The organism is Paenarthrobacter sp. OM7, from assembly GCF_029873575.1.
GTDB lineage: Bacteria > Actinomycetota > Actinomycetes > Actinomycetales > Micrococcaceae > Arthrobacter.
Window position 1 is genome coordinate 2,561,087 of sequence record NZ_CP123579.1, and the last position, 26,061, is coordinate 2,587,147.

25 protein-coding genes are annotated in these 26,061 nt (G+C 62.3%); 9 read left to right on the forward strand and 16 right to left on the reverse strand.

The window, feature by feature from the left end; genetic code table 11:
- Positions 1-58: 58 nt before the first annotated feature.
- Genes ruvC through pdxT form a run of 3 tightly spaced genes read right to left on the reverse strand, consistent with a single transcriptional unit; the run spans position 59 to position 2,142 of the window.
- Complete coding sequence (gene ruvC, locus QEH68_RS11775) at positions 59-637, reverse strand: crossover junction endodeoxyribonuclease RuvC (protein ID WP_207593690.1); 579 nt, start codon at positions 635-637, stop codon at positions 59-61.
- Positions 638-681: 44 nt separating this feature from the next.
- The gene (locus QEH68_RS11780; RefSeq protein WP_280622939.1) at positions 682-1,437 is read right to left on the reverse strand and encodes a YebC/PmpR family DNA-binding transcriptional regulator; all 756 of its coding nucleotides are present in this window, start codon (positions 1,435-1,437) and stop codon (positions 682-684) included.
- A 3-nt stretch (positions 1,438-1,440) separates the two neighbouring features.
- Positions 1,441-2,142: a pyridoxal 5'-phosphate synthase glutaminase subunit PdxT gene (gene pdxT / locus QEH68_RS11785; RefSeq protein ID WP_207593691.1), complete on the reverse strand. Its 702-nt coding sequence runs from the start codon at positions 2,140-2,142 to the stop codon at positions 1,441-1,443.
- A 102-nt stretch (positions 2,143-2,244) separates the two neighbouring features.
- Between pdxT and QEH68_RS11790 the strand changes: the two genes are divergently transcribed.
- Both QEH68_RS11790 and QEH68_RS11795 read left to right on the forward strand, forming a co-directional pair.
- Positions 2,245-3,576 (forward strand): Mur ligase family protein, encoded by a 1,332-nt coding sequence (locus QEH68_RS11790; RefSeq protein WP_280622940.1) that lies wholly within the window; start codon positions 2,245-2,247, stop codon positions 3,574-3,576.
- Positions 3,573-4,346, forward strand: coding sequence for a glutamine amidotransferase (locus QEH68_RS11795; protein ID WP_280622941.1), 774 nt, complete (start codon positions 3,573-3,575; stop codon positions 4,344-4,346). Before QEH68_RS11790 ends, QEH68_RS11795 begins: the two co-directional genes overlap by 4 nt.
- Before the next feature lie 3 nt (positions 4,347-4,349).
- On the opposite strand, the gene QEH68_RS11800 is transcribed toward QEH68_RS11795, so the two are convergent.
- Positions 4,350-5,615, reverse strand: a complete 1,266-nt coding sequence (locus tag QEH68_RS11800) for a CapA family protein (protein ID WP_280628003.1) — start codon at positions 5,613-5,615, stop codon at positions 4,350-4,352.
- A gap of 73 nt (positions 5,616-5,688) precedes the next feature.
- Between QEH68_RS11800 and QEH68_RS11805 the strand changes: the two genes are divergently transcribed.
- Positions 5,689-7,701 (forward strand): M3 family metallopeptidase, encoded by a 2,013-nt coding sequence (locus QEH68_RS11805; RefSeq protein WP_280622942.1) that lies wholly within the window; start codon positions 5,689-5,691, stop codon positions 7,699-7,701.
- A gap of 57 nt (positions 7,702-7,758) precedes the next feature.
- Here QEH68_RS11805 and pdxS read toward each other — a convergent pair whose 3' ends face one another.
- The 7 genes from pdxS to QEH68_RS11840 all read right to left on the reverse strand — a co-directional run bounded on the left by pdxS (position 7,759) and on the right by QEH68_RS11840 (position 17,305).
- Positions 7,759-8,685 carry a pyridoxal 5'-phosphate synthase lyase subunit PdxS gene (pdxS, locus tag QEH68_RS11810; protein ID WP_017197521.1) on the reverse strand — a complete coding sequence of 309 codons (927 nt, stop codon included), beginning with the start codon at positions 8,683-8,685 and terminating at the stop codon, positions 7,759-7,761.
- 255 nt (positions 8,686-8,940) lie between these two features.
- Positions 8,941-9,570 (reverse strand): phosphatidylinositol phosphate synthase, encoded by a 630-nt coding sequence (pgsA, locus tag QEH68_RS11815; RefSeq protein WP_280622943.1) that lies wholly within the window; start codon positions 9,568-9,570, stop codon positions 8,941-8,943.
- On the reverse strand, positions 9,560-10,153 hold the full coding sequence (locus QEH68_RS11820) for an HIT domain-containing protein (RefSeq protein ID WP_207593697.1): 594 nt from the start codon (positions 10,151-10,153) through the stop codon (positions 9,560-9,562). Before QEH68_RS11820 ends, pgsA begins: the two co-directional genes overlap by 11 nt.
- Before the next feature lie 19 nt (positions 10,154-10,172).
- On the reverse strand, positions 10,173-12,182 hold the full coding sequence (thrS, locus tag QEH68_RS11825) for a threonine--tRNA ligase (RefSeq protein WP_207593698.1): 2,010 nt from the start codon (positions 12,180-12,182) through the stop codon (positions 10,173-10,175).
- 130 nt (positions 12,183-12,312) lie between these two features.
- Complete coding sequence (dnaE, locus tag QEH68_RS11830) at positions 12,313-15,813, reverse strand: DNA polymerase III subunit alpha (protein WP_280622944.1); 3,501 nt, start codon at positions 15,811-15,813, stop codon at positions 12,313-12,315.
- Between the two features lie 4 nt (positions 15,814-15,817).
- A complete protein-coding gene (locus tag QEH68_RS11835; RefSeq protein WP_207593700.1) occupies positions 15,818-16,162 on the reverse strand; it encodes a DUF6504 family protein in 345 nt (114 codons plus the stop codon).
- An 81-nt stretch (positions 16,163-16,243) separates the two neighbouring features.
- Positions 16,244-17,305 carry an FAD-dependent monooxygenase gene (locus tag QEH68_RS11840; protein ID WP_280622945.1) on the reverse strand — a complete coding sequence of 354 codons (1,062 nt, stop codon included), beginning with the start codon at positions 17,303-17,305 and terminating at the stop codon, positions 16,244-16,246.
- 52 nt (positions 17,306-17,357) lie between these two features.
- On the opposite strand from QEH68_RS11840, the gene QEH68_RS11845 reads away from it, so the two are divergent.
- Positions 17,358-17,894: a TetR family transcriptional regulator gene (locus QEH68_RS11845; protein ID WP_280622946.1), complete on the forward strand. Its 537-nt coding sequence runs from the start codon at positions 17,358-17,360 to the stop codon at positions 17,892-17,894.
- Between the two features lie 46 nt (positions 17,895-17,940).
- Positions 17,941-18,330 (forward strand): hypothetical protein, encoded by a 390-nt coding sequence (locus QEH68_RS11850; RefSeq protein WP_089595262.1) that lies wholly within the window; start codon positions 17,941-17,943, stop codon positions 18,328-18,330.
- A 2-nt stretch (positions 18,331-18,332) separates the two neighbouring features.
- On the opposite strand, the gene QEH68_RS11855 is transcribed toward QEH68_RS11850, so the two are convergent.
- A complete protein-coding gene (locus QEH68_RS11855) occupies positions 18,333-19,079 on the reverse strand; it encodes an SOS response-associated peptidase (protein WP_280628004.1) in 747 nt (248 codons plus the stop codon).
- Positions 19,080-19,246: 167 nt separating this feature from the next.
- Between QEH68_RS11855 and QEH68_RS11860 the strand changes: the two genes are divergently transcribed.
- The 3 genes from QEH68_RS11860 to QEH68_RS11870 all read left to right on the forward strand — a co-directional run bounded on the left by QEH68_RS11860 (position 19,247) and on the right by QEH68_RS11870 (position 21,368).
- Positions 19,247-19,507 carry a mycoredoxin gene (locus tag QEH68_RS11860; protein WP_024816868.1) on the forward strand — a complete coding sequence of 87 codons (261 nt, stop codon included), beginning with the start codon at positions 19,247-19,249 and terminating at the stop codon, positions 19,505-19,507.
- A gap of 146 nt (positions 19,508-19,653) precedes the next feature.
- A complete protein-coding gene (locus QEH68_RS11865) occupies positions 19,654-20,739 on the forward strand; it encodes an S-(hydroxymethyl)mycothiol dehydrogenase (RefSeq protein ID WP_280622947.1) in 1,086 nt (361 codons plus the stop codon).
- Positions 20,736-21,368, forward strand: a complete 633-nt coding sequence (locus QEH68_RS11870) for an MBL fold metallo-hydrolase (protein WP_207593705.1) — start codon at positions 20,736-20,738, stop codon at positions 21,366-21,368. The genes QEH68_RS11865 and QEH68_RS11870 overlap by 4 nt, the downstream gene beginning before the upstream one ends.
- A gap of 48 nt (positions 21,369-21,416) precedes the next feature.
- Here the strand turns inward: QEH68_RS11870 and QEH68_RS11875 are convergent, their stop codons facing one another.
- Genes QEH68_RS11875 through QEH68_RS11885 form a run of 3 tightly spaced genes read right to left on the reverse strand, consistent with a single transcriptional unit; the run spans position 21,417 to position 23,486 of the window.
- Entirely contained in the window at positions 21,417-22,163 is a 747-nt protein-coding gene (locus QEH68_RS11875) for a lipoate--protein ligase family protein (protein WP_207593706.1), read from the reverse strand.
- Positions 22,163-22,966: a thioesterase family protein gene (locus QEH68_RS11880; RefSeq protein WP_280622948.1), complete on the reverse strand. Its 804-nt coding sequence runs from the start codon at positions 22,964-22,966 to the stop codon at positions 22,163-22,165. Before QEH68_RS11880 ends, QEH68_RS11875 begins: the two co-directional genes overlap by 1 nt.
- Before the next feature lie 31 nt (positions 22,967-22,997).
- Positions 22,998-23,486 (reverse strand): VTT domain-containing protein, encoded by a 489-nt coding sequence (locus tag QEH68_RS11885; protein WP_348537374.1) that lies wholly within the window; start codon positions 23,484-23,486, stop codon positions 22,998-23,000.
- A gap of 80 nt (positions 23,487-23,566) precedes the next feature.
- Here QEH68_RS11885 and QEH68_RS11890 point away from each other — a divergent pair, with 80 nt between their 5' ends.
- Positions 23,567-24,538, forward strand: coding sequence for a hypothetical protein (locus QEH68_RS11890; RefSeq protein WP_280622950.1), 972 nt, complete (start codon positions 23,567-23,569; stop codon positions 24,536-24,538).
- Here QEH68_RS11890 and QEH68_RS11895 read toward each other — a convergent pair.
- Complete coding sequence (locus QEH68_RS11895; protein WP_280622951.1) at positions 24,535-26,037, reverse strand: FAD-dependent oxidoreductase; 1,503 nt, start codon at positions 26,035-26,037, stop codon at positions 24,535-24,537. The genes QEH68_RS11890 and QEH68_RS11895 overlap by 4 nt on opposite strands.
- Positions 26,038-26,061: the final 24 nt, after the last annotated feature.

The window sequence follows — 26,061 nt, forward strand, 5'->3', positions numbered from 1 at the left end:
CGGCCCAAGCGGACTATCCGAACATATCTACGAATACCCTAGCAAGGACGGCGGGGAATCACCGTGCGCGGCGCGCTTTGGCTTCCGCGTCGGCCCAGGCCTTCTGCGCCGGAGTCAGCGAACCGGCACTGGAGGATCCACCCGCTGCGCCCATACCGTTGCCTGCCCGCCATGCGTGGGTCAGGGCGAGGGCAAGGGCGTCTGCAGCATCGGCCGGCTTGGGTGGAGCGTCCAGGCGCAGGATCTTGGTCACGAGTTTGGTGACAGCATCTTTGTTGGCCGTGCCACTGCCGGTCACTGCCGCTTTGACCTCAGAGGGAGTGTGCAGGGCCACCGGGATACCACGGCGGGCGGCCGCAGCGATCACCACGCCTGACGCCTGGGCGACACCCATTACCGTACTGACGTTCAGCTGGGAGAAAACGCGTTCGACGGCGACGACGTCCGGCTCGTGCCGGTCCAGCCATTCATCGATCGCTTCGGCAATCACCAGCAGGCGCTTGTCCAAGGTCTGGTCGGCGGAGGTCCCCACCACTCCGACGGCCACCATGGTAGCCCTGCGGTTCCGCTCAATATCGACTACGCCGATGCCGCAACGGGTAAGGCCCGGATCGACTCCCAATACGCGAAGAGTCAAGTCCGGGCCTTCCTGGTTGAAATCAACATTGGTTGCTGCCCCGCCTAGTCGGCGTCGAGGGCAGCCTGCACTTCCTCGCTGAAGTCCGCATTGCTGTAGACGTTCTGGACGTCGTCCAGGTCTTCCAGTGCATCGACGAGCTTCATGAACTTCCTGGCACCATCGACATCGAGTTCCACCTGCATGGACGGAACGAATTCGGCCTCATCAGTTTCGTAGTCGATGCCGGCGTCTTTGAGAGCGTCGCGGATGGTCTGGAGGTCCGAGGGCTCGGAGTGGATTTCCCAGTTCTCGCCGCTGTCCTTCACTTCCTCAGCGCCAGCTTCCAGGACAGCCATCAGGATGTCGTCTTCGCTGAGGCCGTTCTTCGGCAGGACCACAACACCCTTGCGGGCAAAGAGGTAACTGACCGAACCGGGGTCGGCAATGGTGCCGCCGTTGCGCGAAATGGCAAGGCGGACTTCCGAAGCTGCCCGGTTCTTGTTGTCCGTCAGACATTCGATCAGCAGAGCAGAGCCCTGCGGACCGCGTGCTTCGTACATGATTTCCGTGTAGTCGACTACCTCACCAGTGAGGCCGGCACCACGCTTAATGGCGCGGTCAATGTTGTCGTTGGGTACCGAGGTCTTCTTTGCCTTGGTGACCGCCAATTCCAGGCCGGGGTTGCCGGCGAGGTCCGGACCTCCCATTCGGGCAGCAACTTCAATGTTCTTGATCAGTTTTGCGAACGACTTTGCACGCCTGCCATCAATAATGGCTTTCTTATGCTTGGTGGTCGCCCATTTGGAGTGGCCTGACATGCTTTACGCTTCTCCTCTGATCATTCGAATAAAGAGTTCATGCACGCGCTTCTCCCCAGTCACTTCCGGATGGAAAGAGGTGGCCAGCAGGTGGCCGGAGCGCACTGCAACAATTCTAGCCACTCCGTGCAAAGCAGCTGTGTGGCTGGCGTGGTCGGGATCAACCTGCGCCAGGATTTCGACGTCCGGACCTACCCGTTCCACCCAGGGACCGCGAATGAAGACAGCGTGAACGGGATCCACGCCGGACTCCCCGGCGCTGAAGTCCAGGCCCTTGAAATCGAGATCCGTTTCGAAGGATTCACGCTGGCGCCCAAAAGCGTTCCGGCGCACAGTGATGTCCAGGCCGCCGAAAGTCTGCTGGGGATTTCCGTTAAGGTCCTTGGCGGGATCGGCGATCTCATCGGCCAGCAGGATCATTCCGGCGCAGGAGCCGTACACGGGAAGCCCGTCTGCGATGCGCTTTTGAATCGGATCGCGCAGTTCGAAAATCCGTGACAGTTTGTCGATGGTGGTGGATTCGCCGCCGGGGATGATCAGGCCGTCAACATCGTCCAGCTCGGACGGACGGCGGATGCCCACGCCGGCGGCTCCAGCGGCCTCCACAGCGTGGATGTGCTCGCGGAAGTCGCCCTGGAGTGCCAGAACGCCGATCCTGAGTCCTGAACCCACGCGCGATGAAGCGTCGGAAAGGGGGTTGGTCATTGATCCATCATAGTGCGCTGCGCCTGCCGCGGCGTCTTCTGCGACCACCGGGGAGTCCCGTCAGTCCGGGTTCCATGCCATGACTGGGATATATTACAGAGCATGCTTTCCTTCAGCGTCCCCCTCGGCAAGCTGGTCCGCACACTGTCCCGGCTTCGGGGCGGAGGATCAGCTTTTCCCGGCCTGGTGGTTGAGAAAATCGACCCCGGCTTCATGCAGCGAACGCTGGCCTCACTCCCCCACGGCGTGGCCGTGGTCAGTGGCACCAACGGCAAGACCACCACCACCAAGATGGTGGTGGAACTCCTCGAAAGCCAAGGCCTGAAGGTCTTCACCAACCGTTCCGGCAGCAACTTCACCCGTGGCGTGGCCGCCTCCCTCCTCGGCGAAGTTGACTGGCGCGGACGGCTCGATGCCGACATCGCCATCCTGGAACTCGACGAAGCGCATGCCGTGCATTTCGTCAACAAGGTTGAGCCCCGGTTCAGCCTCCTGCTCAATGTCCTGCGTGACCAATTGGACCGCTTTGGCGAAATCGATAAGACTGCCCGCTTACTGGAGCACATCGCCTCCAGAACCACGGATACTGTGATCCTGAACCGTGAAGATCCCCGCGTGGCCCGGATCGCGAAGGTCCTTCACGACGTTGACGCACTTCACCACCCCGCCGTTCGGTACTTCGGCCTCGATGAATCGCTGCGCAGCACTTTCCCGAACGACGACGAAATGCGAACCACCGGCTCCGGCCCGTCGCCGTCGGGAACTCCGGTGGCCGCTGCGGAAGGCGAGCCGGTAGAACTGCCGGACGCCGACGTCGTGCTCCGCCGGGTGGGCGCGCAGGACGCCGATTTCGAGTTCGACGGCGAAACCGTCAGTACCGCGATGAAGTTGCGTGGGGTTTACAACATCTTCAACGCTGCTGCCGCCTTGTCGCTGGCGCGCGCGGTCCTCGGCACCGGCCCCGTGGACACTCCCAAACTTGTCAAAGCCCTGGGTGAAGTAGCTCCCGCCTTTGGCCGCGGCGAAAGCCTCACCGTGGATGGTCAACCCCTGGAACTTGTCCTGGTGAAAAACCCCAGTGGATTCCGGCTCGGGCTCAAGTCCTTCCCTGCCGGTGGCTACGCCACCATGATTGCCATCAATGACAACTACGCGGACGGCAGGGACATGTCCTGGCTTTGGGACGTGGAGTTCGAGTCATTGCGCGAGGATGGCGTGGAAGTCCTCACGGGCGTCCGCGCCTACGACATGGCGCTGCGGCTGCAGTACGACGAAGTCCCCTTCGGCGTGGTGGAACCGGACATCACCGCCGCCCTGCGCACCTTCATCAACGGCTCCCGCGGCAAACCCAAACGAATTTTCTGCACGTACACCTCCATGCTCGCGATCCGTCGCGAACTCGCCAAAATCACCATAGTTGAGGTGGTCTCATGACCTCGGAAGTACAGCCAACGCCGCAGACACAGCCCGAATCGCCACAGCCCGGGAAGGGGACCCTCCGCGTCCTCCAGCTCTACCCCCGCGAGATGAACATTTATGGCGACTGGGGCAACGCCCTGGTCCTCCAGCAGCGCATCAAGTGGCACGGCTACACACCGGAGCTGCTGGAGTACAACGTGGGTGACGAATTTCCCGAGGACATTGACATTGTGGTCGGTGGAGGCGGACAGGACAGCGGACAGCTTGTCATCCAGGACGACCTCCAGGCACGGGCGGAGCACCTCCGGGAACTGGCTGATGGCGGTGCCCCCATGCTGGTGATCTGCGGCCTCTACCAGCTTTTCGGCAAGTTCTTCAAAACCAGCGCTGGACCGATCATTCCCGGAATCGGCATCCTCGACGTCGAAACCCACGGCACGGATGAGCGGCTTATTGGAAACGTGATCATGAAGTCCACCGAGTTCGGAGACATTCTGGGCTACGAAAACCACAGCGGACAGACCACCTTGGGTCCCGGCGTCGAACCTCTTGGGACCGTCACCAAAGGTGCCGGTAACAACAGCAAGGACGGGCACGAAGGTGCGCGCTACAACAATGTGGTGGCCAGTTACCTGCATGGCTCATTGCTGCCGAAGAACCCCGCGATAGCCGACTTCCTCATCCGAACGGCGGCCGAGCGCAAGTACGGCACCTTCATACCGGGGAAGCCCGACGACGACTACGCCCGCCTCGCGCGCGAACACGCCACCCGCCGGCCGCGGTAGGCGCTACTTCTCCTTGGTGATCAGCAGTTCATGCGCGCCTGCCGTCGCGGCGCCCATGGACTCAACCACTTCTTTGGTTCGTTGGTAAGTGGCAGCGTCGGCTGCCGGTGATGCGCAGACTCCTTGTGGAGCGTCGCTGGCCACTGAGCACCATCGGTAGGGATCGCGGACAATCACCGAAGGTGCCCAGGCAAGGTCCGAGGCGGTCCACGCACCGGCGGCGTTCTGGCTGAACTGGGCCCTCACCAGCAGCCCTTCGTTATTGAGTACGTACCAGGGCGACAGCTCGGTGACACCGTTGCCCAGTCCGTACACAATCCACGTGCCCTTGTAGTTTTCGATCGGCAGCACAGAGTGTGTGTGGTGCCCGTAGATCATGGTGAACTGCCCGCTGTCCACCAACGCGTGCGCAACATCCTGCTGCTGGGCATTGGCTTCGCTGGCATATTCGTCGCCTGCGTGCATTACTCCCAGGACGATGTCCGCTCCCAACGCCTTGGCTTGCGTTGCCTTGGCGATCATGGCTGCGGGATCAAGCTCGTCCACCAGCCACGGGTACTCGGGGATCTGGCCGTTGTGGCCGTAGGTACCGATGATGACTGCCACCTTGGCAGCCTCCGTTTGGAGCATCAGGATTTCCTTGGACTCCGCTTCGGTCCGGTAGGAGCCTGTGTGCTTGAGTCCGGCTGCGTCCAGGGCATCGAGCGTCCGAAGAAGCCCGTCGGTCCCTCGGTCAATGGTGTGGTTGCTAGCCGTGGTGCAGGCCTGGTAGCCAACCTCCTTGGAGGCGGTGATGATCTGCGGCGGGACGTTGAAGGACGGATAGGCCGAGAAGGGCCCTTCGGGCGTCGCCACCGGTGTTTCCTGATGACAGATGGCGAGGTCGCTGTTGCGGATATAGCGCCGCTGTCCTTCAAGGAGGGGCACGAATGTGTACCCGGGAAGGCCGGCCGCCGCGGCGTCGGCCCTTGCCTGTTGCCATAACTGGGTGTGGACCAGCATGTCGCCGGTCACGGTGATGGAGGTGCAACGAAGTGCGGGGCACGCTGGGCCTTTGCCGGGAGTGGGGTTAGGCGCCGGAGTGCGGGTTGGCTTTGGGGACTCCGACGCGGGAGCAGAGGCCGCCGCGCTGCGGTCCTGGTTATCAGTCTCGGCAATGACGCCACAGGCGCCCAGCGACAATGCAGCCAACGCGGTGATTGTCACGAGCATGGCCCGTGAACGACGGATCCGTTCTGCCGCAGATGTGATGTTCCCCATGGTTTTCATCCTACGGCGGATGAGCTGCACGCCCGGGCGTGCCGCTCTTGAGGACACGATTCTTACGTGAAAGAGTCACTTCATGACCAATCCCCTCCTGAGCCCCAGCCCCCTGCCGTATGGACTTCCGGCGTTCGCCAGCCTCACCCCTGGGCACTACGCCGAAGCTGTCGATGCCGGTTTGGCCAGCCACCTGCAGGACATCCAAGCCATCACGGACAACCCCGAACCGGCAACCTTCCAGAATACGGCCGTGGCCATGGAACGCTCCGGGCTCCTTCTGGACAGGGCTGCTGCAGCGTTTTTCACTGTGGTTTCGGCCGATGCCTCCGATGACATCAAGGCCCTGGAGACCGGGTTGTCACCCAAGTTCTCAGCGCACCAGGACGCCGTGTACATGAACCGTGCCCTGTATGAACGGTTCGCCGCTATCGACGTCTCCGATCTCGACCCGGAATCCTCCCGGTTGGTCGAAGAATACCTGAAGGAGTTCCGGCAGTCCGGGATCCAGCTTGATGCCCCTGGACAACAACGCCTGCGGGATGTCAACGCAGAACTCTCGCGGTTGGGAACCGAATTCGGCCAGCGGGTCAAGGACGGCATGAAGTCCGCTGCGCTCCTGCTCGACGACGCCGGAGACCTGGCCGGGCTGCCGGCCGAAGACGTCACAGGGGCCAGCGAGGCAGCAAAAGCGGCAGGGCACGACGGCAAGTACCTGCTGACACTCATCCAGCCCAGCAACCAGCCCGCTATCGCGTCGCTGGAGAACCGGGCCATCCGGCGTCGTTTGTATGAAGCGTCCCTGGCACGCGGCATCAGCGGTGGGGCCATGGACGTGCGGGACCTCGTGTCTGCTACTGTCCGGCTGCGCGCGGAGAAGGCACGCCTTCTGGGTTTCACGAATTATGCCGAGCTTGTAGTGGACCAACAGACCGCACCACATTTCGGCGATGTGGAGGCCATGCTTGGCCGGCTGGCCCCTGCCGCGGTCCGGAACGCGCAATCCATGGCCGAGGCCTTGGCCGCTTCCGCCGGGCATGACCTGGAGCCATGGGACTGGGCCTACTACTCCGCCAGGGTCCGTAAGGAGAAGTTCGAAGTTGACGAGCAAGCGCTGCGCCCCTATTTCAGCTTGGAAAGTGTCCTCTCAGACGGCGTCTTCCATGCTGCCACCCAGTTGTACGGCATCACCTTCCACGAGCGGTCCGACCTTAATGGCTACCACCCGGACGTGCGCATCTGGGAAGTGCGTGACGAGGATGGGCACGGAATCGGACTGTTCCTGGGCGACTACTACACCCGTGCTTCAAAACGTGGTGGCGCGTGGATGAATTCCCTGGTGGAACAGTCCAGCCTGCTGGGAACAAAGCCGGTGGTGATCAACAACCTCAACATCACCAAACCTGCTCCCGGCGAGCCCACGTTGTTGACCCTCGACGAGGTCCGCACCGTATTCCATGAGTTCGGCCATGCACTGCACGGGCTGTTTTCCGAGGTCACTTACCCGCGCTTCTCCGGCACATCCGTTCCCCGGGACTTTGTGGAGTACCCGTCGCAGGTCAACGAAATGTGGATCATGTGGCCCGAAGTCCTGGCCAACTACGCCCGTCATTACTCCACCGGGGAACCCCTCCCCCAGGCCACCGTGGACAAACTCAATGACTCACTGCTGTGGGGCGAAGGATTCGCCACCACCGAGTACCTTGCAGCTGCCCTGTTGGACCTGGCCTGGCACGTGTTGGCTGAGGCGGACGTTCCAGAGGACGTCATAGCGTTCGAAGCCAAGGCCCTTGCCGGGGCCGGCGTTGCCCATCCGCTGATTCCACCGCGGTACCGGACCGGCTACTTCCAGCACATCTTTGCCGGCGCGGGCTACGCAGCCGGCTACTACTCCTACATTTGGAGCGAAGTACTGGATGCGGACACTGTGGAATGGTTCAAGGAGAACGGCGGCCTGACACGGGCCAACGGCGCCCATTTCCGATCCGAACTCCTCTCACGGGGCAACAGCCGTGATCCCCTGGAGTCCTTCCGGGCGTTCCGGGGCCGCGACGCAGAACTGGAACCCCTCCTGAAACGACGGGGACTGGAATAGAAACGACGGCGGCCGGTCACCTCGGAAGGTGACCGGCCGCCGCCGTACGGTTAACTCTTACCAGCCGCGTTCTGCGAGGCGGTGGGGCTGGGGAATGTCGTCGACGTTGATGCCCACCATGGCTTCGCCCAGGCCGCGGGAGACCTTGGCGATGACATCCGGGTCGTCGTGGAACGTGGTGGCCTTCACGACGGCGGCGGCGCGCTCGGCCGGGTTGCCCGACTTGAAGATACCGGAACCAACGAACACACCGTCGGCGCCGAGCTGCATCATCATGGCAGCATCAGCCGGGGTGGCGATGCCACCGGCGGTGAACAACACCACGGGCAGCTTGCCGGTGGCGGCAACTTCCTTGACCAGCTCGTACGGGGCCTGCAATTCCTTGGCCGCAACATAGAGCTCGTCCTCGGGCAGGGCAGCGAGCTTGGCGATCTCGGAACGGATCTTGCGCATGTGCCCGGTGGCGTTGGAAACATCCCCGGTACCGGCCTCGCCCTTGGAACGGATCATCGCCGCGCCCTCGTTGATGCGGCGCAATGCCTCACCAAGGTTGGTGGCACCACAGACGAAGGGAACGGTGAAGTTCCACTTGTCGATGTGGTTGATGTAGTCCGCCGGAGTCAGGACCTCGGACTCGTCGATGTAGTCAACACCGAGGGACTGCAGGACCTGGGCCTCGACGAAGTGGCCGATCCTAGCTTTGGCCATGACCGGGATGGACACGGCGGCGATGATCGCATCGATCATGTCGGGATCGGACATGCGGGACACGCCGCCCTGGGCGCGGATATCGGCCGGGACACGTTCGAGCGCCATGACGGCGACGGCACCGGCATCCTCGGCGATGCGGGCCTGTTCGACGTTAACGACGTCCATGATGACGCCGCCCTTGAGCATCTCAGCCATGCCCCGCTTAACGCGGCTGCTGCCCGTGACGCTGTTCGCGGACGAACCGGCTTCGTTGCTTACATCTGGTGTAGACACAAAAACCCCTATGGGTAGATAAACGACCTATTTGCCGGAGGCACGCGCAGCCACACGACCGCAATCAGAGCACACCGGGTTTTCAGGTCAAGGTGACCAAGTACTAGTAATAGTAGTCGCACGTTCCATGGTGGGAGTACATTCATTACCGCTCCGACGGGCAACAAAGGACGCCGTGGTAGGACAGGTGCACAACCCGCGGGGGACGAGTTTGGTCGTATGCCAGTTCCCTGCGGACAGGCGGCTTGTTAGCCGCTAGCCCGCAGCAGTACCGTCGGCCTCGGCCATGGCCTGCCGGTGCACGGTGGACATCCGCTGGATGATGGTGACAACGCTGGCCAGCGCCAGCAGGATCAAGGTCCCGAACAGCACCACGGGCGGAAGCCCCAATCCGGTCAGGCCGGTGATGAGCAGAACGGACGCCAAACGCTCGGCCCGCTCAGCGATGCCAACGCTGGCCTGATATCCCAAGGACTCCGCCTTTGCCCTGGCATAGGAGACAACCATGCCAAGGACAAGGCAGACGACGGCGGCAGTTCCGATCGCGGGATCCTCGCCATGGGTGAAGAACCAGATGGTGATGCCGGCAAAGATCGCGCCATCAGCCAGACGGTCCAGGGTGGAATCCAGGAAATTGCCCCAGCCGCCACTCCTGCCTTGGAGCCGCGCCATGATGCCATCAACGACGTCAGAGAAGGCGAAGAACGCCACCATTACAGAGCCCCACCACAGGTGGCCGAGCGGATACAGTACCAAGCCGCCCAGGATCACGCCCGCCGTACCTGCCATGGTCACTGCGTCAGGGGAAACCCCGATCTTGAGGAGCCAACGGGCAAGGGGTGTGAAAAGTGATGTGAAAAAGCCGCGCGCATGCCTATTCAGCATTCGACTCCCCCGGCCAGGCTTCGGCCACGAGCTTGCGGACTTCGTCCAATGTCTGCGTGATGGCCTTGGTCTGGGCGATGATCGGGAAGAAGTTGCCATCCCCGCCCCAGCGTGGGACTACGTGCTGGTGAAGATGTGCGGCGATTCCTGCGCCGCCGGTAACGCCCTGGTTCATGCCCAGGTTGAAGCCGCTGGGGTTGGATACTTTCCTCAAGACCCGCATGGCGGTCTGTGTGAGTTCGGCGAATTCGGCAGTCTCTTCCACAGTGATGTCCGTGTAGTCGGGCACGTGGCGGTAGGGACAAATCAACAGGTGCCCCGGGTTGTACGGGAAAAGGTTGAGGACCACATAGCAGGTCCTCCCCCGGTACACGATCAGGGATTCCTCGTCCGAGCGCGTGGGTCCCACACAGAACGGGCAGTCGTCCTTGTTCTTGAATTGATCCTGCCCGCCCTTGATGTAGGCCATGCGGTGCGGAGTCCACAGGCGCTGAAATGCGTCCGGCACGCCCGCCAGTCCGAAATCATCGGTTACGTCGGCGTCGTCCGGAATCCCAGCTGCCGCGCCTGTGTTCTCCTGCACCGTCTCTGCGTCCGTTCCGTCAGCTCTCGCGGTTCTTGACGGCGTCCACAATCCTGCGGACCGCCTCGGCCACGGGCACGCCGTTGTCCTGGCTGCCGTCACGGAAGCGGAATGAAACTGCGCCCGCCTCGGCATCCTCACCTCCGGCAATCAGGACGAAGGGAATCTTGTCCTTGCTGGCCGTGCGGATCTTCTTGGGGAAGCGGTCCGAGGAAATGTCCACTTCGGCCCGGATGCCGGCTGCCTTGAGCTGGCCCACGACGTCGAACATGTAGTCGTTGAATGCCTCGGCCACCGGGATGCCCACCACCTGGACGGGAGCGAGCCAGGCCGGGAAAGCGCCGGCGTAGTGCTCGGTGAGGACACCCATGAAGCGTTCCACGGAACCGAACAGTGCGCGGTGGATCATGACGGGCCGCTGGCGGGTTCCGTCCGCAGCCTGGTACTCGAGCTCGAAACGCTCGGGCAGGTTGAAGTCCAGCTGGATGGTGGACATCTGCCAGGTCCTGCCGAGGGCATCCTTCGCCTGAACGGAGATCTTGGGACCGTAGAAGGCAGCTCCACCCGGATCCGGCACCAGTTCCAAACCTGAGGCAGCGGCAACCTCGGACAACGTGCGGGTGGCTTCCTCCCAGGCAGCGTCGTCACCAACGAACTTTTCTTCGTTCTTGGTGGAGAGCTCCAAATAGAAGTCATCCAGGCCGTAGTCCTTGAGGAGGCCCAGGACAAAGTTCAGCGTAGTGGTGAGCTCGTCCTTCATCTGCTCGCGGGTGCAGTAGATGTGGGCATCGTCCTGTGTCATGCCACGGACGCGCGTCAGGCCGTGCACAACGCCGGACTTTTCGTAGCGGTACACCGATCCAAATTCGAACAGGCGCAGCGGAAGTTCGCGGTAGGACCGGCCGCGGGAGCGGAAGATCAGGTTGTGCATGGGGCAGTTCATCGGCTTCAGGTAGTAATCCTGGGCCGGCTTGCGCACGGTGCCGTCTTCGTTGAATTCGGCGTCCACCTGCATGGCCGGGAACATACCGTCCTTGTACCAGTCAAGGTGTCCGGAAACCTCGTAAAGGTGACCCTTGGTGATGTGCGGTGTGTAGACGAACTCGTAGCCGGCATCCACGTGGCGCTGACGGGAGTAGTCCTCCATGGCCTTGCGGATGATGCCGCCCTTGGGGTGGAACACCGGAAGGCCGGATCCCAGCTCGTCCGGGAAGGAGAAGAGGTCAAGTTCCACGCCAAGCTTGCGGTGGTCGCGCCGTTCGGCTTCGGCAATCCGCTCCTGGTAGGCCTTGAGGGCTTCCTTGGTGGGCCAGGCGGTTCCGTAGATGCGCTGGAGCTGCTGGTTGTTCTGGTTGCCCAGCCAGTAGGCCGCCGAAGAACGCGTGAGCGCGAAGGCGTTGGAGATGATTTTGGTGTTCTGCAGGTGGGGACCGCGGCAAAGGTCGCACCAGATGCTCTCGCCACTCTTACGGTCCACATTGTCGTAAATGGTGATGTCGCCGGCGCCGACCTCAACGTTGACGCCTTCCGCGGCGTCGGTTGCGTCGTTCTTCTTTCCCAACAGCTCCAGTTTGTAGGGCTCGTTGGCCATCGCTTGGCGGGCTTCTTCTTCAGTGACCACGCGGCGGACGAACTTCTGGTTCTGGTTGATGATCTTCTGCATCATCTTTTCCAGGGTCCGCAGGTCCTCCGGGGTGAACGGCTCAGCGACGTCGAAGTCGAAGTAGAAGCCGTCAGTGATGTACGGGCCGATGCCGAGCTTGGCGTCGGGGCGCAACTGCTGCACTGCCTGTGCCATAACGTGGGCGGTGGAGTGGCGGAGGACGTTGAGTCCATCAGGGGAATCGATGGTGACGCCTTCGACGTCTGCACCTTCAGTGAGGACCTGGTCAAGGTCCTTCAAAACGCCATTGACACGGGCTACAACGACGTCGCGGCGCTCGAAGAAGAGTTCCGCGCCGGTCGTCCCTTCCGTCACCTTGGTCTCTTCGCCATCGACGATGAGGGTGATCTGTTGGGCATCTGACACGGGTGTCTCCTATTCATGGTTAAGGCTTCATAGCTTGTGGCGTACGGGGACCACAGCCAGCCACCGTCAATCGTATCTGCTTCCGCGGGGGCGGCCAAAGCAGCGCGCCGACGCCTGAAGCAGCCGTCCATCAGCTTCCCAAACCAGTGATGGCAAGGTTCCTGGAGATGCCATGAAGAGCACCTCGATGGGTGTATTCATCCGGTGGATCGCCCCCGGCAGGCAGGAGCTCGGTAAAGGGCAAGGTTTCAGGCCGGCTCAGGTCCCAGGCTTTGGTGGCGCTGAGGCTGATGCCTTTGGGACCTGTCCGCCTGGTGGTTCCACGGATCAGCAGCAACCGTGTCCCAAACAGCAGGGGCCCGGATTCTTCCTGGGCCTCATGGAAGAAGACAGAATCCACGCAGCCAGTGCCGTCATCGATGCTGATGAAGACCACGCGCCTGCCGCCGCGCATTGGCGGGGTCTGGGTTGCGATCCTTACCCCTGCCACCAACACTTCTGTGCCATTGCGGAGACCGAGGAGCTGATCCGCGGTAGTGACACCCAGCTTGTCCAACAAGGGCCGGTGGCTGTCCATGAGGTGCTCGCTGACATCGACGGCCATCAAGTCAAGCTCTGCCCTGACGTTGTCCACCATGGAGGGTTCAGGAAGTTCAGGTGCCAGGTTCCTTAGCTCAACATCACCCAAGGCAAAGGACAACTGCCCCTCAATAACGTCGATGGCTTTTTTGGTGGGACTGTTTTGGAGTGCCTGCAGGTGTTGCACAAGGTCTGCCCGGTTGGCTTTTCCACCGGAGTCTTGATGGAGGGCATCAAATGCGCCAAGTTGGGCAAGCCTCTTGATGTTGGGCTTGCTCACCCTCGCACGGGCCCGCAGGTCTGCCAGGGAATCGTAGGGCTGGCCTGCCACAATCCTTTTCAGCTCAGCCCCTGACAGCCCATAAATTCCCGTTAGGCTCAGGCGGATGCCAAGTTTGCCTTGATGGGGACCTTGCTGGATCTTCTCCACACGGTATTCTGCATGGCTGCGGTTGATGTCCAAGGGGAGGATGGGGATACCCAGCCTGCGTGCTTCGGCTACCAGGAGTCGCTTGGGATACATCCCGGGATCGTGTTCCCACAACCCTGCAAGGAAGGCCTCGGGATGATGGGTCTTGAGCCAAGCCGACTGGTAGGTGGGCACGGCAAAGGCAGCACCGTGTGCTTTGCAAAAGCCAAAACTGCCGAAGGCCTTCAGGGTTCCCCAGACCTTGTCTACCACCTCGGGCGGGTAATTCCTGATGGCTTCCCGGCGGAAGTAGCTCTCCACTCCAGGCTCATGTACTTCATCTCCCAGAGCCCTGCGGAATTCATCCGCCCTTGCCAGTCCGCATCCGGTCATGACATCAAACGTCTTCAGGATCTGCTCATGAAACACGGTGACCCCATGGGTTTCCTGCAAAACCGGCTTCAGGTCCGGATGAGGATAGATCTCCGGAGCAAACCCGTGCCTGTGCTCAAGGAAGGGCCGCACCATATCTGATTTCATGGGCCCGGGCCTAAAGAGCGATATATCGATGATGAGGTCGTTGAATTCCCGGGGTGCCATCTTTCCAATGAGCTCCCGCTGTCCCGGGGACTCAATCTGGAAACAACCCAGCGTGTGGGTGCTGCGGATCAACTCATAGGTGGGTTCGTCGTCGAAGGGGACAGCATTGAGATCGATCCTGCCATCGTCGGCAATATAGTCCGGACCTGTTCCTCCAGGTTCCACAGGATGACGTCCGGCGGCCACTACTTCAGCTTTGGAGGGATGAAGGCGAATGACTTCCCGGACAGCAAAAGCCATGGCACTTTGCATTCGCACGCCCAGGACATCGAGCTTGAGCATTCCCATGGGATCCATATCGTGTTTGTCGAACTGGCTCATGGGCAATCCCAATCCGCTGGGCTGCACAGGGGTGCGGTCCAGGAGGGTCGCATCTCCCAAAATCACTCCACACGGATGCATGGAGATATGCCGTGGCAAGCGGTCCAACCTTTCGGTAAGGTCCACCAAGAGATCCAGTTGCTGGTTTTCTTCCAGGCCTCCTTGCTCAACCCGGCCTGCAAAGGAGCGTAGTTCCGGTTTCTCCACCAGTGCTTCACGGAATTTGCGGGCTGAAAATCTCCACAACTGTTTGGCAATTTCACCGATCTCGCCATCATCCATTCCCAGCGCCAGGCCTGCGTCCCGGACAGCTCCCCTTGCCCTGTATCCGTTCTGCATGCTCATGAGGGTGACGCGCTCGGCTCCGAAGCGGTCAAAAATCTTTCGATAGACGTTGTGCCTTTCTGCGCTTTCAACATCTAAATCAATGTCGGGCAGGGTGGACCGGCGGCCTGACAGGAATCGTTCAAAGATGAGGTCGTGACGGATCGGGTCCACCTGGCTGATATCGATCAGGTAGTTCACCAGGCTGGACGCACCGGATCCCCTAGCAGCAACCCTCACGCCCATATCAAGGATCATCCTGGATACCTCGGCAACGGTGAGGAAGTAGGGGGCAAAACCCAGCCGGGCGATGATGCCGAGTTCATGCTCCAACCGCGAGCGCAGCTGCTTTTCTGCTTGTCCGGCGATGCCCGGGAACCTTCTGGTAATGCCGGACTGGCAGCGCTGGGTGAGTTCCACCATGGGGTCGCAGTCGATGCCGATGATGGAGGCTTCGGGAACCACGGGTTTCTTCCACCCCATGTCCAGAATGGGGTTGATGCGGCATTTGTCAGCGAGCGCTTCGGTGTTGGCGAGCAGTTTGTGGAGGTCCGCTTTTCCTTGCCCTGCCGCGGCCATGATTTCTTTGCCGAGTTGGTGCATGTGGTGTGCGTTTTTCAGCCAGCCTTGGCCTGTTGGTTGGAGCATGGGCGCTGCCGAGAGTTCGGGGAGGGATTTGAGGGTGCGGGCTGAGTCCAGGACGTCCGCGGTGGCTGCGCCGTCCTGGGCACAGTAGCGCACGGCGTTGCTGAGGACGGCTGGGATGTTGTATTCGAGTGCGAGCTTGAGCATGCGCACGGCGTGTGCGGTGCTGAGCGGTTCTCCAGGGGCGCTGAGGTGGGTGACTACTTCGGTGACGATGGTGCCGGGCGGCATTGCGTCGATCCATTGTTTGAAGAGTGTTCTTGGCCGGAGGTATTTTCTGCCTCCCATGGCCTGACCCACATCTGAGTCCGGTCCGATCATGACTGTCAGCACGGGTTTGAGGGTGTGGGGGTCAAGTGTCCTTGAGGCCAGTTCGCCACGGGTGACTGCGGCGGGGATCGCTCCCCCGGCCTTGCCTGAGGTGCGTGCGTGGGCGTCGGAAATGAGGCGGCAGAGCGCCCGGTAGCCGGCGCCGTTGTTGTTTCCGTGGGCGAGGACGACGACGCGGCCCGCGACCTGGGTGCGGTGGTCGCCGTCGTCATCGAATACAGCCAGGTCCACACCGACGATGGGATCGATGCCGGCGTCCATGCAGGCTTTGAGGTGTTTGATGGTGCCGTACAGGCCGTCGCGGTCCGTGCAGGCGAGCGCCGTGGCGCCGTCTGCTGCGGCTGTTTTGGCGAGTTCGTCGGGCCAGGAGACGCCATAGTGCGCACTGAAAGCCGTGGAGACGTGCAAGTGGGTGAAGCTCAAGGGTTCACGCTGCTTCGTCAGGCTCTACGGCCTGTGCCGGCGCAGCGTCGTGGATGCGAAGGAGCCGCCATCGTCCGCTGCTGACATGGCGGACAAGGTCAAGGGTGATGGGGTCTGCAGTTGGGGCAACTGCATCCAGGGGGTGGAGTTGGACGCGCCATATTTCGTGGTCCACCAGTCCTGCTCCGGTACCCAGGGGGGCGCGGCTTTCTTCCAGCCACCATTGGCGTCGCTCGTACCACCGGACGGGGTCGTTGGAGACTGTGTAGTGCGTCCCTTTCCAGTGGACGGTGCGTGGCTGGCCTGTTTCCGTGCAGCCGACCTCCACGGACTCGCTGAACAGCCCCATATCCTCACCTCGTTTGCGCCGGATTTTGCATTCGAATGTATGTTCGAATAAATCCAGTTTACGCCGGGGTCGGGACAAAACCTACTTCGAAGTTCCTGCCTTCCCCTTGGACCGGGGTACCCGCTTGCCTGCCTGCTTCAGCAGGGCATCACGCCAGGGCTGCATTCCCTGGGCGAGGGCTATGCTGCCCATCATTGACGATGCCAGGCGAAGTTGCTGGGTCCGCAGTATCCGCTTTCTGCCATAGGTGGCGAGTGCTGCATCCCTGGGCATTTCATTGAGGAGCTTGCCCAGGGTCACGGCATCGATCAACGCTTCGCAGGCGCCCCGGCCCAGGTTGGGTGTCATGGCGTGGGCGGCATCCCCAAGCAACACCACGTTGCCCCGCGCATAACGCCCCAGGGCTGGCGTGGTCCAAATCCGCTGGGCCAGGGAGTTGTCCGGCGACGCCAAGGAAAGAACCTTCCTTACCGCAGGCGAGTAGTGGCCATACCGGTTCCGTGTCAGTTCAAGAGCCTGGGCAACGTCCACTTTCTCCGGGCCGAGGTCCGAACGGAAGGAGGCGTACCAGTTGGTTCCGCTCCCGGTGGGTGCCAATCCAAAAATCTCTCCGTGTCCCCAGTACTCGCCAATGTCTTCGGTGGACGGAGTTGCTGGAATGACTCCACGGACAGCGAGGAACGGCGTGGGCCTGGCGGCGCTGCGCGATCCCCAGGAAGCCTGCCGGACCACACTGTTGACCCCATCCGCCCCCACAGTCAGCCATGCGTCACCCGGGAGTCGGTCCACGCGCCCAGTTACCCGGCGGACGGCTTCCGGGACGGCAGAGTCCAGCAGCCTCAACAATTCCGGCCGTGACACCCCAAGGAGCCCCTCCCCTTCCATGGACAGCATGGGCTCACCTGAGGGGCTGCGGAGCGCTCCGGCTTTGATGATGGCTCCCCTGCTCCGGGCGGCTCCCAAAATTCCCAGCTCGGACAAGGCCCCCTGGGCTTCCCTCCACATGGCCAGGGTCGTTCCTACTGTGGGCAGTTCCGGCCGTTGCTCGTACACCGTGACATCGAACCGGCCGGTGTCCAGCCGGCCTGCGAGCGCCAGGCCGGCAATTCCGCTGCCGATGATGTCCACTTTTTCCATGGCCACACTGTACTACTACATTTGTAGTGGCGATAGGGTTTGAGGCTAGACTTTCGCCATGCCGGACCGCCGAACAGAACTTGCCGACGCCGCCCTCGCCGTCGTGGCGGCGAAAGGCCTCAAAGGACTTACCCACCGGGCTGTCGACGCCCAAGCCGGCGTGGCCGTCGGAACCACCTCGAACTATTTCCGCAACCGCGCCGCACTGGTCAGTGCCGCCGTCGACCGCGTCGAAGAGCGGGACACCCTCCTGCTCCAGCAGGACGGATGGGAGACGCCGACGTCGGTGGCGGCCTTGGCGGACCAACTCACGGGCGCCCTCATGGGACTGGCGCTGGAAAATGCAGACCTCACCCGTGCGAGGTTCGCGTTTGCCCTGGACCAGCCCGAGGTCGTAGCGGCCGGCCACGAGCGGATGCTCGCCGGGCTGACCCACATCCTGGGCTTTCTGAAGGTGCCCGACGCCAGGGCACGGGCCGAGTCGGTGGCCGACTACGGAGATGGCCTTGCCATGCACCTTCTGACTGCCCGCAAAGGCCAGGATATTGACAGGGCATCTGTGGCACGGAACATCCAGCGCCTGCTGGAAGGATGAAAGTCAAGGGGTGGACGGCAGCGGGTCCACAGAGCAGGATTGTGGCATGAGTACCAATGACGCACTCCTGAAGCAGGTCAACATCACGGCATCGGACGACAACCTGGTGGCAAGGTTTGAAATCGATGGGAACATACCAGGCTCCGGCGCTTACGTCGTGGGCCTTGTTGCTGCCAGTGAGGATTACTCCTCACAGCGTAGGCTCGGCATCGAATTCATGAATGGAGAGGCTATCTCCTTCTACTCCTTCAACCACTCCCTGAGCGCCGAGGAAAACTACGACATCAAGGGCGTAGAGCACTCCGGCAACGTCATCACCGGAAACTTCCCGATGTCGGCCATCCACGGGCTCAGCAAAGGCCATGTGATGACGGGCTTCAGCGAAGCGGACGGCCGGGACTTCCAATCCGGGGTCCCGGTAACAGAAGCACTCTGACGTCAGAAGAGGCCTTCCACCGGCTCAATGAGCTCCGGTGAATTATTGCGGACGTTTCCCACGGCTCTGCCCACAGGATCCAACGTCCACCCGGAGGCGGCGTCGTGCGCCTTGGAACGGACCATCTCCACCAGCCCCGCAGCATCCTTCTCCCGCGGATCCAGCCAGGCTTCCATGGTCTCCGTGTCCATGGGCAGCGGAACCCGGTCGTGGAGGGCAGTGAGCTCGTCAAACACCGAAGCACTGCGACGCGTCCGGGCAGATTCGGCGGTTGGGGTGTCCGCCGTCAGGATGGACATGGACAGCAGCCAGCGACCGGGATCATCATCAGCTGCCGACTGGTCCCGCCACCATTCATACAACCCGGCAAAGACCAGGCCCTGGCCATCCCCCGGGTGTACGTAATAGGGCTGCTTGTTCTTCCCCTCACCCTTTTTCCACTCGTAGTAGCCATCGGCCGGAACTGCGCACCGCCGGGCAACAGCAGCCTTCTTGAAGGAAGGCTTTTCCAAAAGGGTCTCGCTGCGGGCATTGATCAACCGGGCGCCACCCTTGGGATCCTTGGCCCACGATGGCACCAGGCCCCACTTGGCAACGTGGAGCTGCCGCTTCAGGTTGTCATCGACAAGCCGCTCCAACACGATCGGAACAGCGTCGGTGGGTGCCACATTCCACGACTTTTCCAGGGCGATCTCGTTCTCCAGCTCGGCGTCGAAATCGGCAAGCAGATCCCCCACCGCACGGGCCATTACATAACGTCCACACATGCCAACAGTCTGCCCTCTCCTCCCACATCGCACCAGCGCATGCGCGTGACGTAACCCGGCTTCCCGGCCGTACGGGAATTATCAGGGGGCAGGTTACCGTTGATAACAACGAATTACCCGTGCAAACCACCACTACTGAGGAGAGCTCTGTGGACTTCACTCCCGACTCCGGCACCATCACCATGTTCTCGACCACTTGGTGCGGTTACTGCAACCGCCTGAAGAAGCAGCTGGACGCCAAGGGCATCGGCTACACCGAGATCAACATCGAAGAAGTGGATGGCACTGCCGAACTCGTCGAGCAGCTCAATGGAGGAAACCGCACCGTCCCCACCGTCCTCTTCCCCGACGGCACCGCGGCTACCAACCCCTCCGCTTCGGAGGTTGAGAAGCGCCTGGTCGCCGCATAACCGCCGGCTCCACGCCTAAGCGCTCCAGGGCCCGCACGGAACAATCCACACGCTGTCTGCCACCTGTGATAGACAGATTGGGAATCCGTTGCGGGCCCTGCTGCATTTAAGGGCCCGCTCTCCGCGAGCCCGAAAGGAACATCTCCATGGTCCACGCAGTCAAAGGTGTCGTCGTCCGCTCCAAAGGCGCACCCGCAACCCTGGAAACCATCCTGGTTCCCGAGCCCGGTCCCGGCGAAGCACTGGTGGACATCCTCACCAGCGGCGTCTGCCACACCGACCTCCACTACAAACTCGGTGGCATCAGCGACGACTTCCCGTTCCTCCTGGGCCACGAAGCCACCGGCGTGGTCAGCGCAGTGGGCCCCGACGTCACCGACGTAGCCCCCGGCGACCGCGTGGTCCTCAACTGGCGTGCAGTCTGCGGCAACTGCCGGGCCTGCAACCGCGGGCAGGCCCAGTACTGCTTCAACACCCACAACGCCACCCAGAAAATGACCCTCGAAGACGGCACGGAACTCTCACCCGCCTTGGGCATCGGTGCATTCATTGAAAAAACCCTGGTCGCTGCCGGTCAATGCACCAAGGTAGACCCCGACGCCGATGCCGCCGCCGTTGGGCTGCTCGGCTGCGGCGTCATGGCAGGTTTGGGCGCGGCACTCAACACCGGCGGCGTCAAGCGCGGCGACTCGGTTGCCGTCATTGGCTGCGGCGGAGTGGGCGTAGCTGCCATCGCAGGTGCCGCGCTCGCAGGCGCCACCACCATCATCGCCGTCGACATCGACGCAAAGAAGCTCGAGCGGGCAAAGGACCTCGGCGCAACCCACACAGTGGATTCCTCCAACAGCGACCCCGTCGAGGAAATCCGCGCCCTGACGGGTGGTTTCGGCGCAGACGTGGTGATTGACGCCGTCGGACGTCCCGAGACCTACAAGCAGGCCTTCTACGCCCGCGACCTCGCAGGAACCGTCGTCCTGGTAGGCGTCCCCACGCCGGAGATGACTCTGGAACTGCCCTTGCTGGACGTCTTCGGCCGCGGCGGTTCACTCAAATCATCGTGGTACGGTGACTGCCTTCCCTCCCGGGACTTCCCCATGCTGGTGGACCTCTACAAGCAGGGCAAGCTGGACCTCGATGCCTTCGTCACCGAACGCATCACCATCGACCAAGTGGAAGAAGCATTCGACAAAATACACCACGGCGCCGTCCTCCGCTCGGTGGTTGAACTATGAGCACCCTCACCATTGACCACGTGGTCACGTCAGGCACGTTCTCGCTTGACGGCGGCACCTGGGACGTCGACAACAACGTTTGGATTGTCGGGGACGACTCCGAATGCCTCGTCATCGACCCCGCCCACAACCCTGACGCCATCCTGCAGGCAGTCAACGGCCGCACCGTCAAAGCCATCCTGCTGACCCACGGCCACGACGACCACATCCGCTCAGCCGGTGAATTCGCGGATCTCACCAAAGCACCCATCCATTTGCACCAGGACGACTGGATGCTGTGGCGGGCAGTGTTCCCGGACGTCGACCCCGATGCCGCAATTGCGGACGGCGACCAGTTCACCGTTGCCGGAGCCAACTTGAAGGCCATCCACACGCCCGGACACTCGCCGGGATCCGTTTCCTTCCACTTGCCCGGCGAAGGGACACTCTTCAGCGGAGACACGCTCTTCCAGGGCGGCCCCGGTGCAACGGGACGCTCCTACAGCGACTTCCCCACCATCATCGACTCCATCCGGACCAAACTGCTCAGCTTGCCGGAAGAGACGGTGGTTCGCACCGGGCACGGGGACTCCACCACCATCGGAGCGGAAAAGCCGCATCTGGACGAGTGGATCGCCCGGGGCCACTGACCTAAGGCGAGTCAGACTCCGGGGCCTGGAAAGCAGGGGCTCGCGTCCCTAGCCCACCAGGCTCCGGAAGTCGCCGTCGACGACGTCCGCGTACCCGCGGTAGGCCTCGATGACGGCATCCTCCACAGTCTGGACATCCAGGTGGGGCAGAAGGTCATTGGCGGCGCCCGCGGTAGCAGGATCCCAGTCAAGGCCCAACGCGGCGTAGCTGGCCGTCAAAACGTCACGGATCGGCTTGGAGTTTTCCACCACAATCACGGAGCTGAAGAGCCACCCACCGGAGACCACCCGCTGTGCAGTGCCGATCAGTTTGATGCTGTGAGCGGGAAAATCAGGGTCCTCGCCGTGGACGCTGAATTCACCAGGGCAGTACTCCCCGGGGATCTCGCCGACCGCGGCGTGGACACCAACGCTGCGAAGCGCGCCTGCCAACAACTCCCCAAACTCCGAAAACCTTGCCTTCGCGCGCACGATCGCGTCCGGATGCGGCTCAATGTGGTCAATGACCAACGTCCCCTGATGATAGGCAGCCGCGCGTCCGCCGGCTTTCCGGATCAGGGGTTCGAACCCCAGCTCCCTGCAGGCTTCCTCCGCCGCGGGAAAGCCAGGGAGGTTCGCGTCCCTTTGTCCGAACGCCACAGTTGGCTGCGGACGGTACAGGCGAAGCGAAGGGCCCAACTGCCCGCTGCGGGCGCGCTGCAACAGCTCCAAAGCAAAATCCAGGTCCTGTGCCGCACCCATGGATTCCAGCTGGCGGTAAGCGGTGAGCTGCGCCGCGGGTGCTTCGGCCCGCATCAGCTCTTCCTCAACGTCAGGATCTGTTCGGCCCTGCCGAACGGCCCATTGATGTCGTGCAGCACCGTGGACGTCAGGCCGATGCCGTCCGCTCCGAACGAGACTTTGTTGTCCAGACCCAGCCATTCACCGGACGGCGCCCGGTACATGTGTACCTGGAGGTCAACATTGGGAAAAATGTAGCTGTTTTCGCCGGGAGGGACCCTGGCTGCGATGCCGTTGGCGGTATCCACCAGACCCATCAGCCGTGCAAGATCCGAGCTGTCGTCATGGTCGGTCAGAGGAAGCGGGGTGCGGATCCACACCTTGCCTGATCCAGGCCGGTGGCCCTCCGCCAAGCGCATTTCCAAGGAACGGATATAGCCGCCAGGCCACACACTTGCACCCTCCCACGGCTTGCATTCGTCGGGGGCCGGCATGGGCTCGTCCTCAACTGCGGCTACCGCGCTGGTGTCGCTGGTCACCATGCGCCATGCAGCGGCACGGATGGCTACACGGCCTCCAGCGGAGAGCTCGGCTTGGATGAGCTCGATGGTCCGGCCCGGCCGCAGCGTTGAGGTAGTGACCTGGAACTCGCCGCCGGGAATCAGCCCCAGGATTTCATAACTGATCCGCGCCATACGGACATCGTCCCGGGGCTCATGCCTTGCAAGGGCGTCGGCCAAGATACCCGACGCCGGGGCCATATGTTGCTCATGCGGATTCCACGCACCTTGGGCATGGATGGTGGACCTGTAACGGCCCTGACCCAACGATTCGTAGTAGAAATCGCCATCCGCCAGTTCCGGTAATGCAGTAGTCAACCCAAGCCTTTCGCCGATCCAGCAGTAGAACTCAGACCACTGTATCCGCTGATTTGGCCGCAGAACGACGCTTGCGGGCCACCACTACCCAGACGATGACGGCGGCCAATGCCGCAACCCCCAGCCCGGCTCCCACAGGCGATGCCGCCGCAACCGCAAGCCAGGTTTCCAAGGCTGCCAGCCCGATGGTGGCATACAGCAACGCCCACATGAGCGAACCGGCAATTGCTGCGGGCAGGTATCTGCGAAGCGGCATGCGGGCAGCACCTGCTGCAAGGTTGATGGCCGTCTGCAGGCCAATGGTCAGGAAGGAAAGTACGACGGCGTACGGCCCCCAGCGCTGGATGAGGACTTGCGCGCGGGCTGCTTTGGGACGCTCCAGGGATCTACCGAAACGGGTGTGGGCGAACCCGGCCACGGCACCGCGTCCGATCCAGTACGTGACGTTGACGCGGATCATGACAATAGCGAAGAGCGCCGCGAGGGCGACGCCGAAGGGCAAACTCATGATCTGATCCACTCGACTTAGGCTACCCTAAGCAACGTCGCATTATGGATTCGGTCCGACCGACCGGGCGCAGTGAACCCTAGGATGAGTCCATGGATCTCCGCGATGCCGCCCAAGAGCTGTACGCCGTGCCCCCCAAAGACTTCACCGCTGAGCGAACCGCCTTGGCCCGCAAAGCCAAGGATGACGGAGAAAAGGACCTGGCCAAGGAGATCGCCGGCCTGCCCAAACCCGCCGCCGGCGCCTGGGCCATCAACATGCTGTCCGTTCACAAGCCTGAGGTAATTGACGGCGTCGTGCGTTTTGGCGTTGCTCTCAGAACCGCCCAGGAGGACGGAGACGCAGAAGCGTTTCGTGAGCTCGGACAGCAGCGGCAGGGGCAGCTGACCTCGGCCGTGCATGCCGCAAAGGAACTTGCCACCGAGCTGGGGACGCCCCTCAGTGCCGCGGCAGCAGCCGACGTGGAACAAACGCTCCGGGCCGCCATGGCCGACGCCGGCGCGGCCGTCGCCGTCGGCACAGGCCGGCTGGTGCGGGGACTCAGCGGCAGCGGCTTTGAGGCAGTGGACCTCACAGATGCGGTGGCTGCGGCCGCACCCGGGGACCTTGTTGTCCCCGAACAGGAGGTCGCATCGAAACCGGCAGCAAAGAAGGAACCCGCGTCCCGTACCAAAGAGACACCCCCTCCCCAAGCCGCGGCGGCCGGGAAAAAGCCGCCGCAGGAAGAAGCCACCTCGCTGGCGGATCGCCGGGCAGCCAAGCAACGGGCAGCGTTGAAGGACGCGCAAAAAGAGTTCGACGCCGCAGACCAGGAAGCCGCGGAGGCCGAAGCAACGGCATCCTCAGCCTGGGATGTCGTCAACGAACTCTCGGCCCGTCGAACACGCCTTAAGTCCGAGATTGAGGATGCCAAAAAACGCCTGTCCTCGCTCGAAGCAAAACTTATTGGCCTGACCAGGGACGCTGAAGCTGCGGAATCCCTGAAGAAACGTTCCGTCAGGGAGGCTACCCAAAAACGACGCGCTGCTGACCAAGCCCAGCGGCGCGTGGACCGGCTGGGCTAGCTCTCTTTCTTACCGACCGACTTTTCCAGGGGACGGGTGGCGGGCCCCTCCAAGTACTGGCCCTCTGGTGTGAAGCGGGAGCCGTGCAGCGGACAATCCCAGGACTTCTCGGCATCGTTCCAGCTCAGGAGGCCGCCCAGGTGCGTGCACGTGGCGGAGACCTTGCAGACTTTCCCTTCCACAGTGGACACGGCCGCTGGCTCACCCTTGTACAACCCCACGACGCCTGTCCCCTCCGGTGGGCGGGTCTCGTCGGTGATCTCGGGGTTTTTCCTGACCTTGGCTTTGTCCTCGATCATCCGGCGGGCAACGTCCGCATTGTGCCGGACACCCTCAACCGCGCCTTTCGGCGAGGTGACACGATGATGGATGACGGTGGCCCAATCGGACTGGCCTCCCAGAATGTCCGAGGTGATGGACAGTGCTGCCGCCACCCCGTTGCTCATCCCCCATTTGTTATAGCCCGTGCCGAAGAAAATCCGTCCCTGTCCGCGGGGAAGTTTGCCAAAGAAGGGCATGAGATTGGTGGCCCGGTAGTCCTGGGCAGACCAGGTGTGGGTGACTTCAGCGCCAGGGTAATGCTTTGTTGCCCATCCGAGCAGGTCATCCAGGTGCGACTGCGGCGACGCGGCCCGGCCACCCGCATGCCCGTAGCCGCCCACCAGGAGCAATTCGCCCTCGGGAGTGGGTTGAGTGCGTTGGGACCGGGTGGGTGAATCGATGGACAGATACATGCCCTGAGATATGTCTCCCGGTACCTTCAGCGCCGCTGCATAGGACCGGTTGGGCTCAAGCTTGGCAAAGTACAGGCCACGATCCAGGATCGGAGTCCCTGTAGCCAGCACCACGGTGTCCGCTGTGAAGGTGCCGTTCTGCGTGGAGACTTCCAAGGGCTGCTCCGAACTTACGTTCCGGACCTGCAGATCCTCGACGATCATTCCGCCATGCCCGCGGAGGTCCCGCGCGAGGGTTTCCAGCACGTCCATGGGGTTGATCTGCACTTGGTTTTCGAGTTCCAGCGCTTCCACTACGGGGAACGGCAGGCCGGCATCACGGCTGAAGTGGACGTTCAAACCTGCGTCCCGTGAAACTGCCGCCTCTTTGCGAAGCCGCTGGCCGCCGTCGTCCGTGGTTGCGAACGTTACCGCAGTGCGGCGCTGGAACGGAGTGCCCTGCTGCTCCATGTACTGCGTCAGCCAGGCTTGGCCGGACTTGTTGGCCTCCACGTAGGCCTGCACCACTTTCAGGGGGTACTGGCCACGCAAAGCGGACAGTACACCGCCTTGCAAGAGGCTCAGTTTCCCTGTGGTGTTGCCGGTGGTCACGGCACCCAGCGTTCTGGCCTCGAAAACCACCACACGCTGGCCTGACCGTGACAACAGCAAGGCCGTCACCATTCCAGTGAGCCCGGCGCCTACCACTATGGTGTCGAAGTGCTTTTCCTCAGGGATGTGGTCGGAGGTGGAGCGCATCTCCCGGTCCAACCAGAGCGATTTCATCGATCAGCCTGCCTCTCACCTCAA

Bases quoted from the DNA above. Each gene is read 5' to 3' on its own strand.
- QEH68_RS11780 (WP_280622939.1), bottom strand. From the start codon at position 1,437: ATGTCAGGCCACTCCAAATGGGCGACCACCAAGCATAAGAAAGCCATT.
- QEH68_RS11790 (WP_280622940.1), top strand. From the start codon at position 2,245: ATGCTTTCCTTCAGCGTCCCCCTCGGCAAGCTGGTCCGCACACTGTCC.
- QEH68_RS11875 (WP_207593706.1), bottom strand. From the start codon at position 22,163: ATGCGGGCCGAAGCACCCGCGGCGCAGCTCACCGCTTACCGCCAGCTG.
- pgsA (WP_280622943.1), bottom strand. From the start codon at position 9,570: ATGCTGAATAGGCATGCGCGCGGCTTTTTCACATCACTTTTCACACCC.
- QEH68_RS11805 (WP_280622942.1), top strand. From the start codon at position 5,689: ATGACCAATCCCCTCCTGAGCCCCAGCCCCCTGCCGTATGGACTTCCG.
- QEH68_RS11855 (WP_280628004.1), bottom strand. From the start codon at position 19,079: ATGGCCCGTGCGGTGGGGGATCTGCTTGCCGATTTCGACGCCGAGCTG.
- QEH68_RS11845 (WP_280622946.1), top strand. From the start codon at position 17,358: ATGCCGGACCGCCGAACAGAACTTGCCGACGCCGCCCTCGCCGTCGTG.
- QEH68_RS11865 (WP_280622947.1), top strand. From the start codon at position 19,654: ATGGTCCACGCAGTCAAAGGTGTCGTCGTCCGCTCCAAAGGCGCACCC.
- QEH68_RS11870 (WP_207593705.1), top strand. From the start codon at position 20,736: ATGAGCACCCTCACCATTGACCACGTGGTCACGTCAGGCACGTTCTCG.
- QEH68_RS11850 (WP_089595262.1), top strand. From the start codon at position 17,941: ATGAGTACCAATGACGCACTCCTGAAGCAGGTCAACATCACGGCATCG.
- QEH68_RS11895 (WP_280622951.1), bottom strand. From the start codon at position 26,037: ATGAAATCGCTCTGGTTGGACCGGGAGATGCGCTCCACCTCCGACCAC.
- pdxT (WP_207593691.1), bottom strand. From the start codon at position 2,142: ATGACCAACCCCCTTTCCGACGCTTCATCGCGCGTGGGTTCAGGACTC.
- QEH68_RS11795 (WP_280622941.1), top strand. From the start codon at position 3,573: ATGACCTCGGAAGTACAGCCAACGCCGCAGACACAGCCCGAATCGCCA.
- QEH68_RS11890 (WP_280622950.1), top strand. From the start codon at position 23,567: ATGGATCTCCGCGATGCCGCCCAAGAGCTGTACGCCGTGCCCCCCAAA.
- QEH68_RS11800 (WP_280628003.1), bottom strand. From the start codon at position 5,615: ATGAAAACCATGGGGAACATCACATCTGCGGCAGAACGGATCCGTCGT.
- QEH68_RS11835 (WP_207593700.1), bottom strand. From the start codon at position 16,162: ATGGGGCTGTTCAGCGAGTCCGTGGAGGTCGGCTGCACGGAAACAGGC.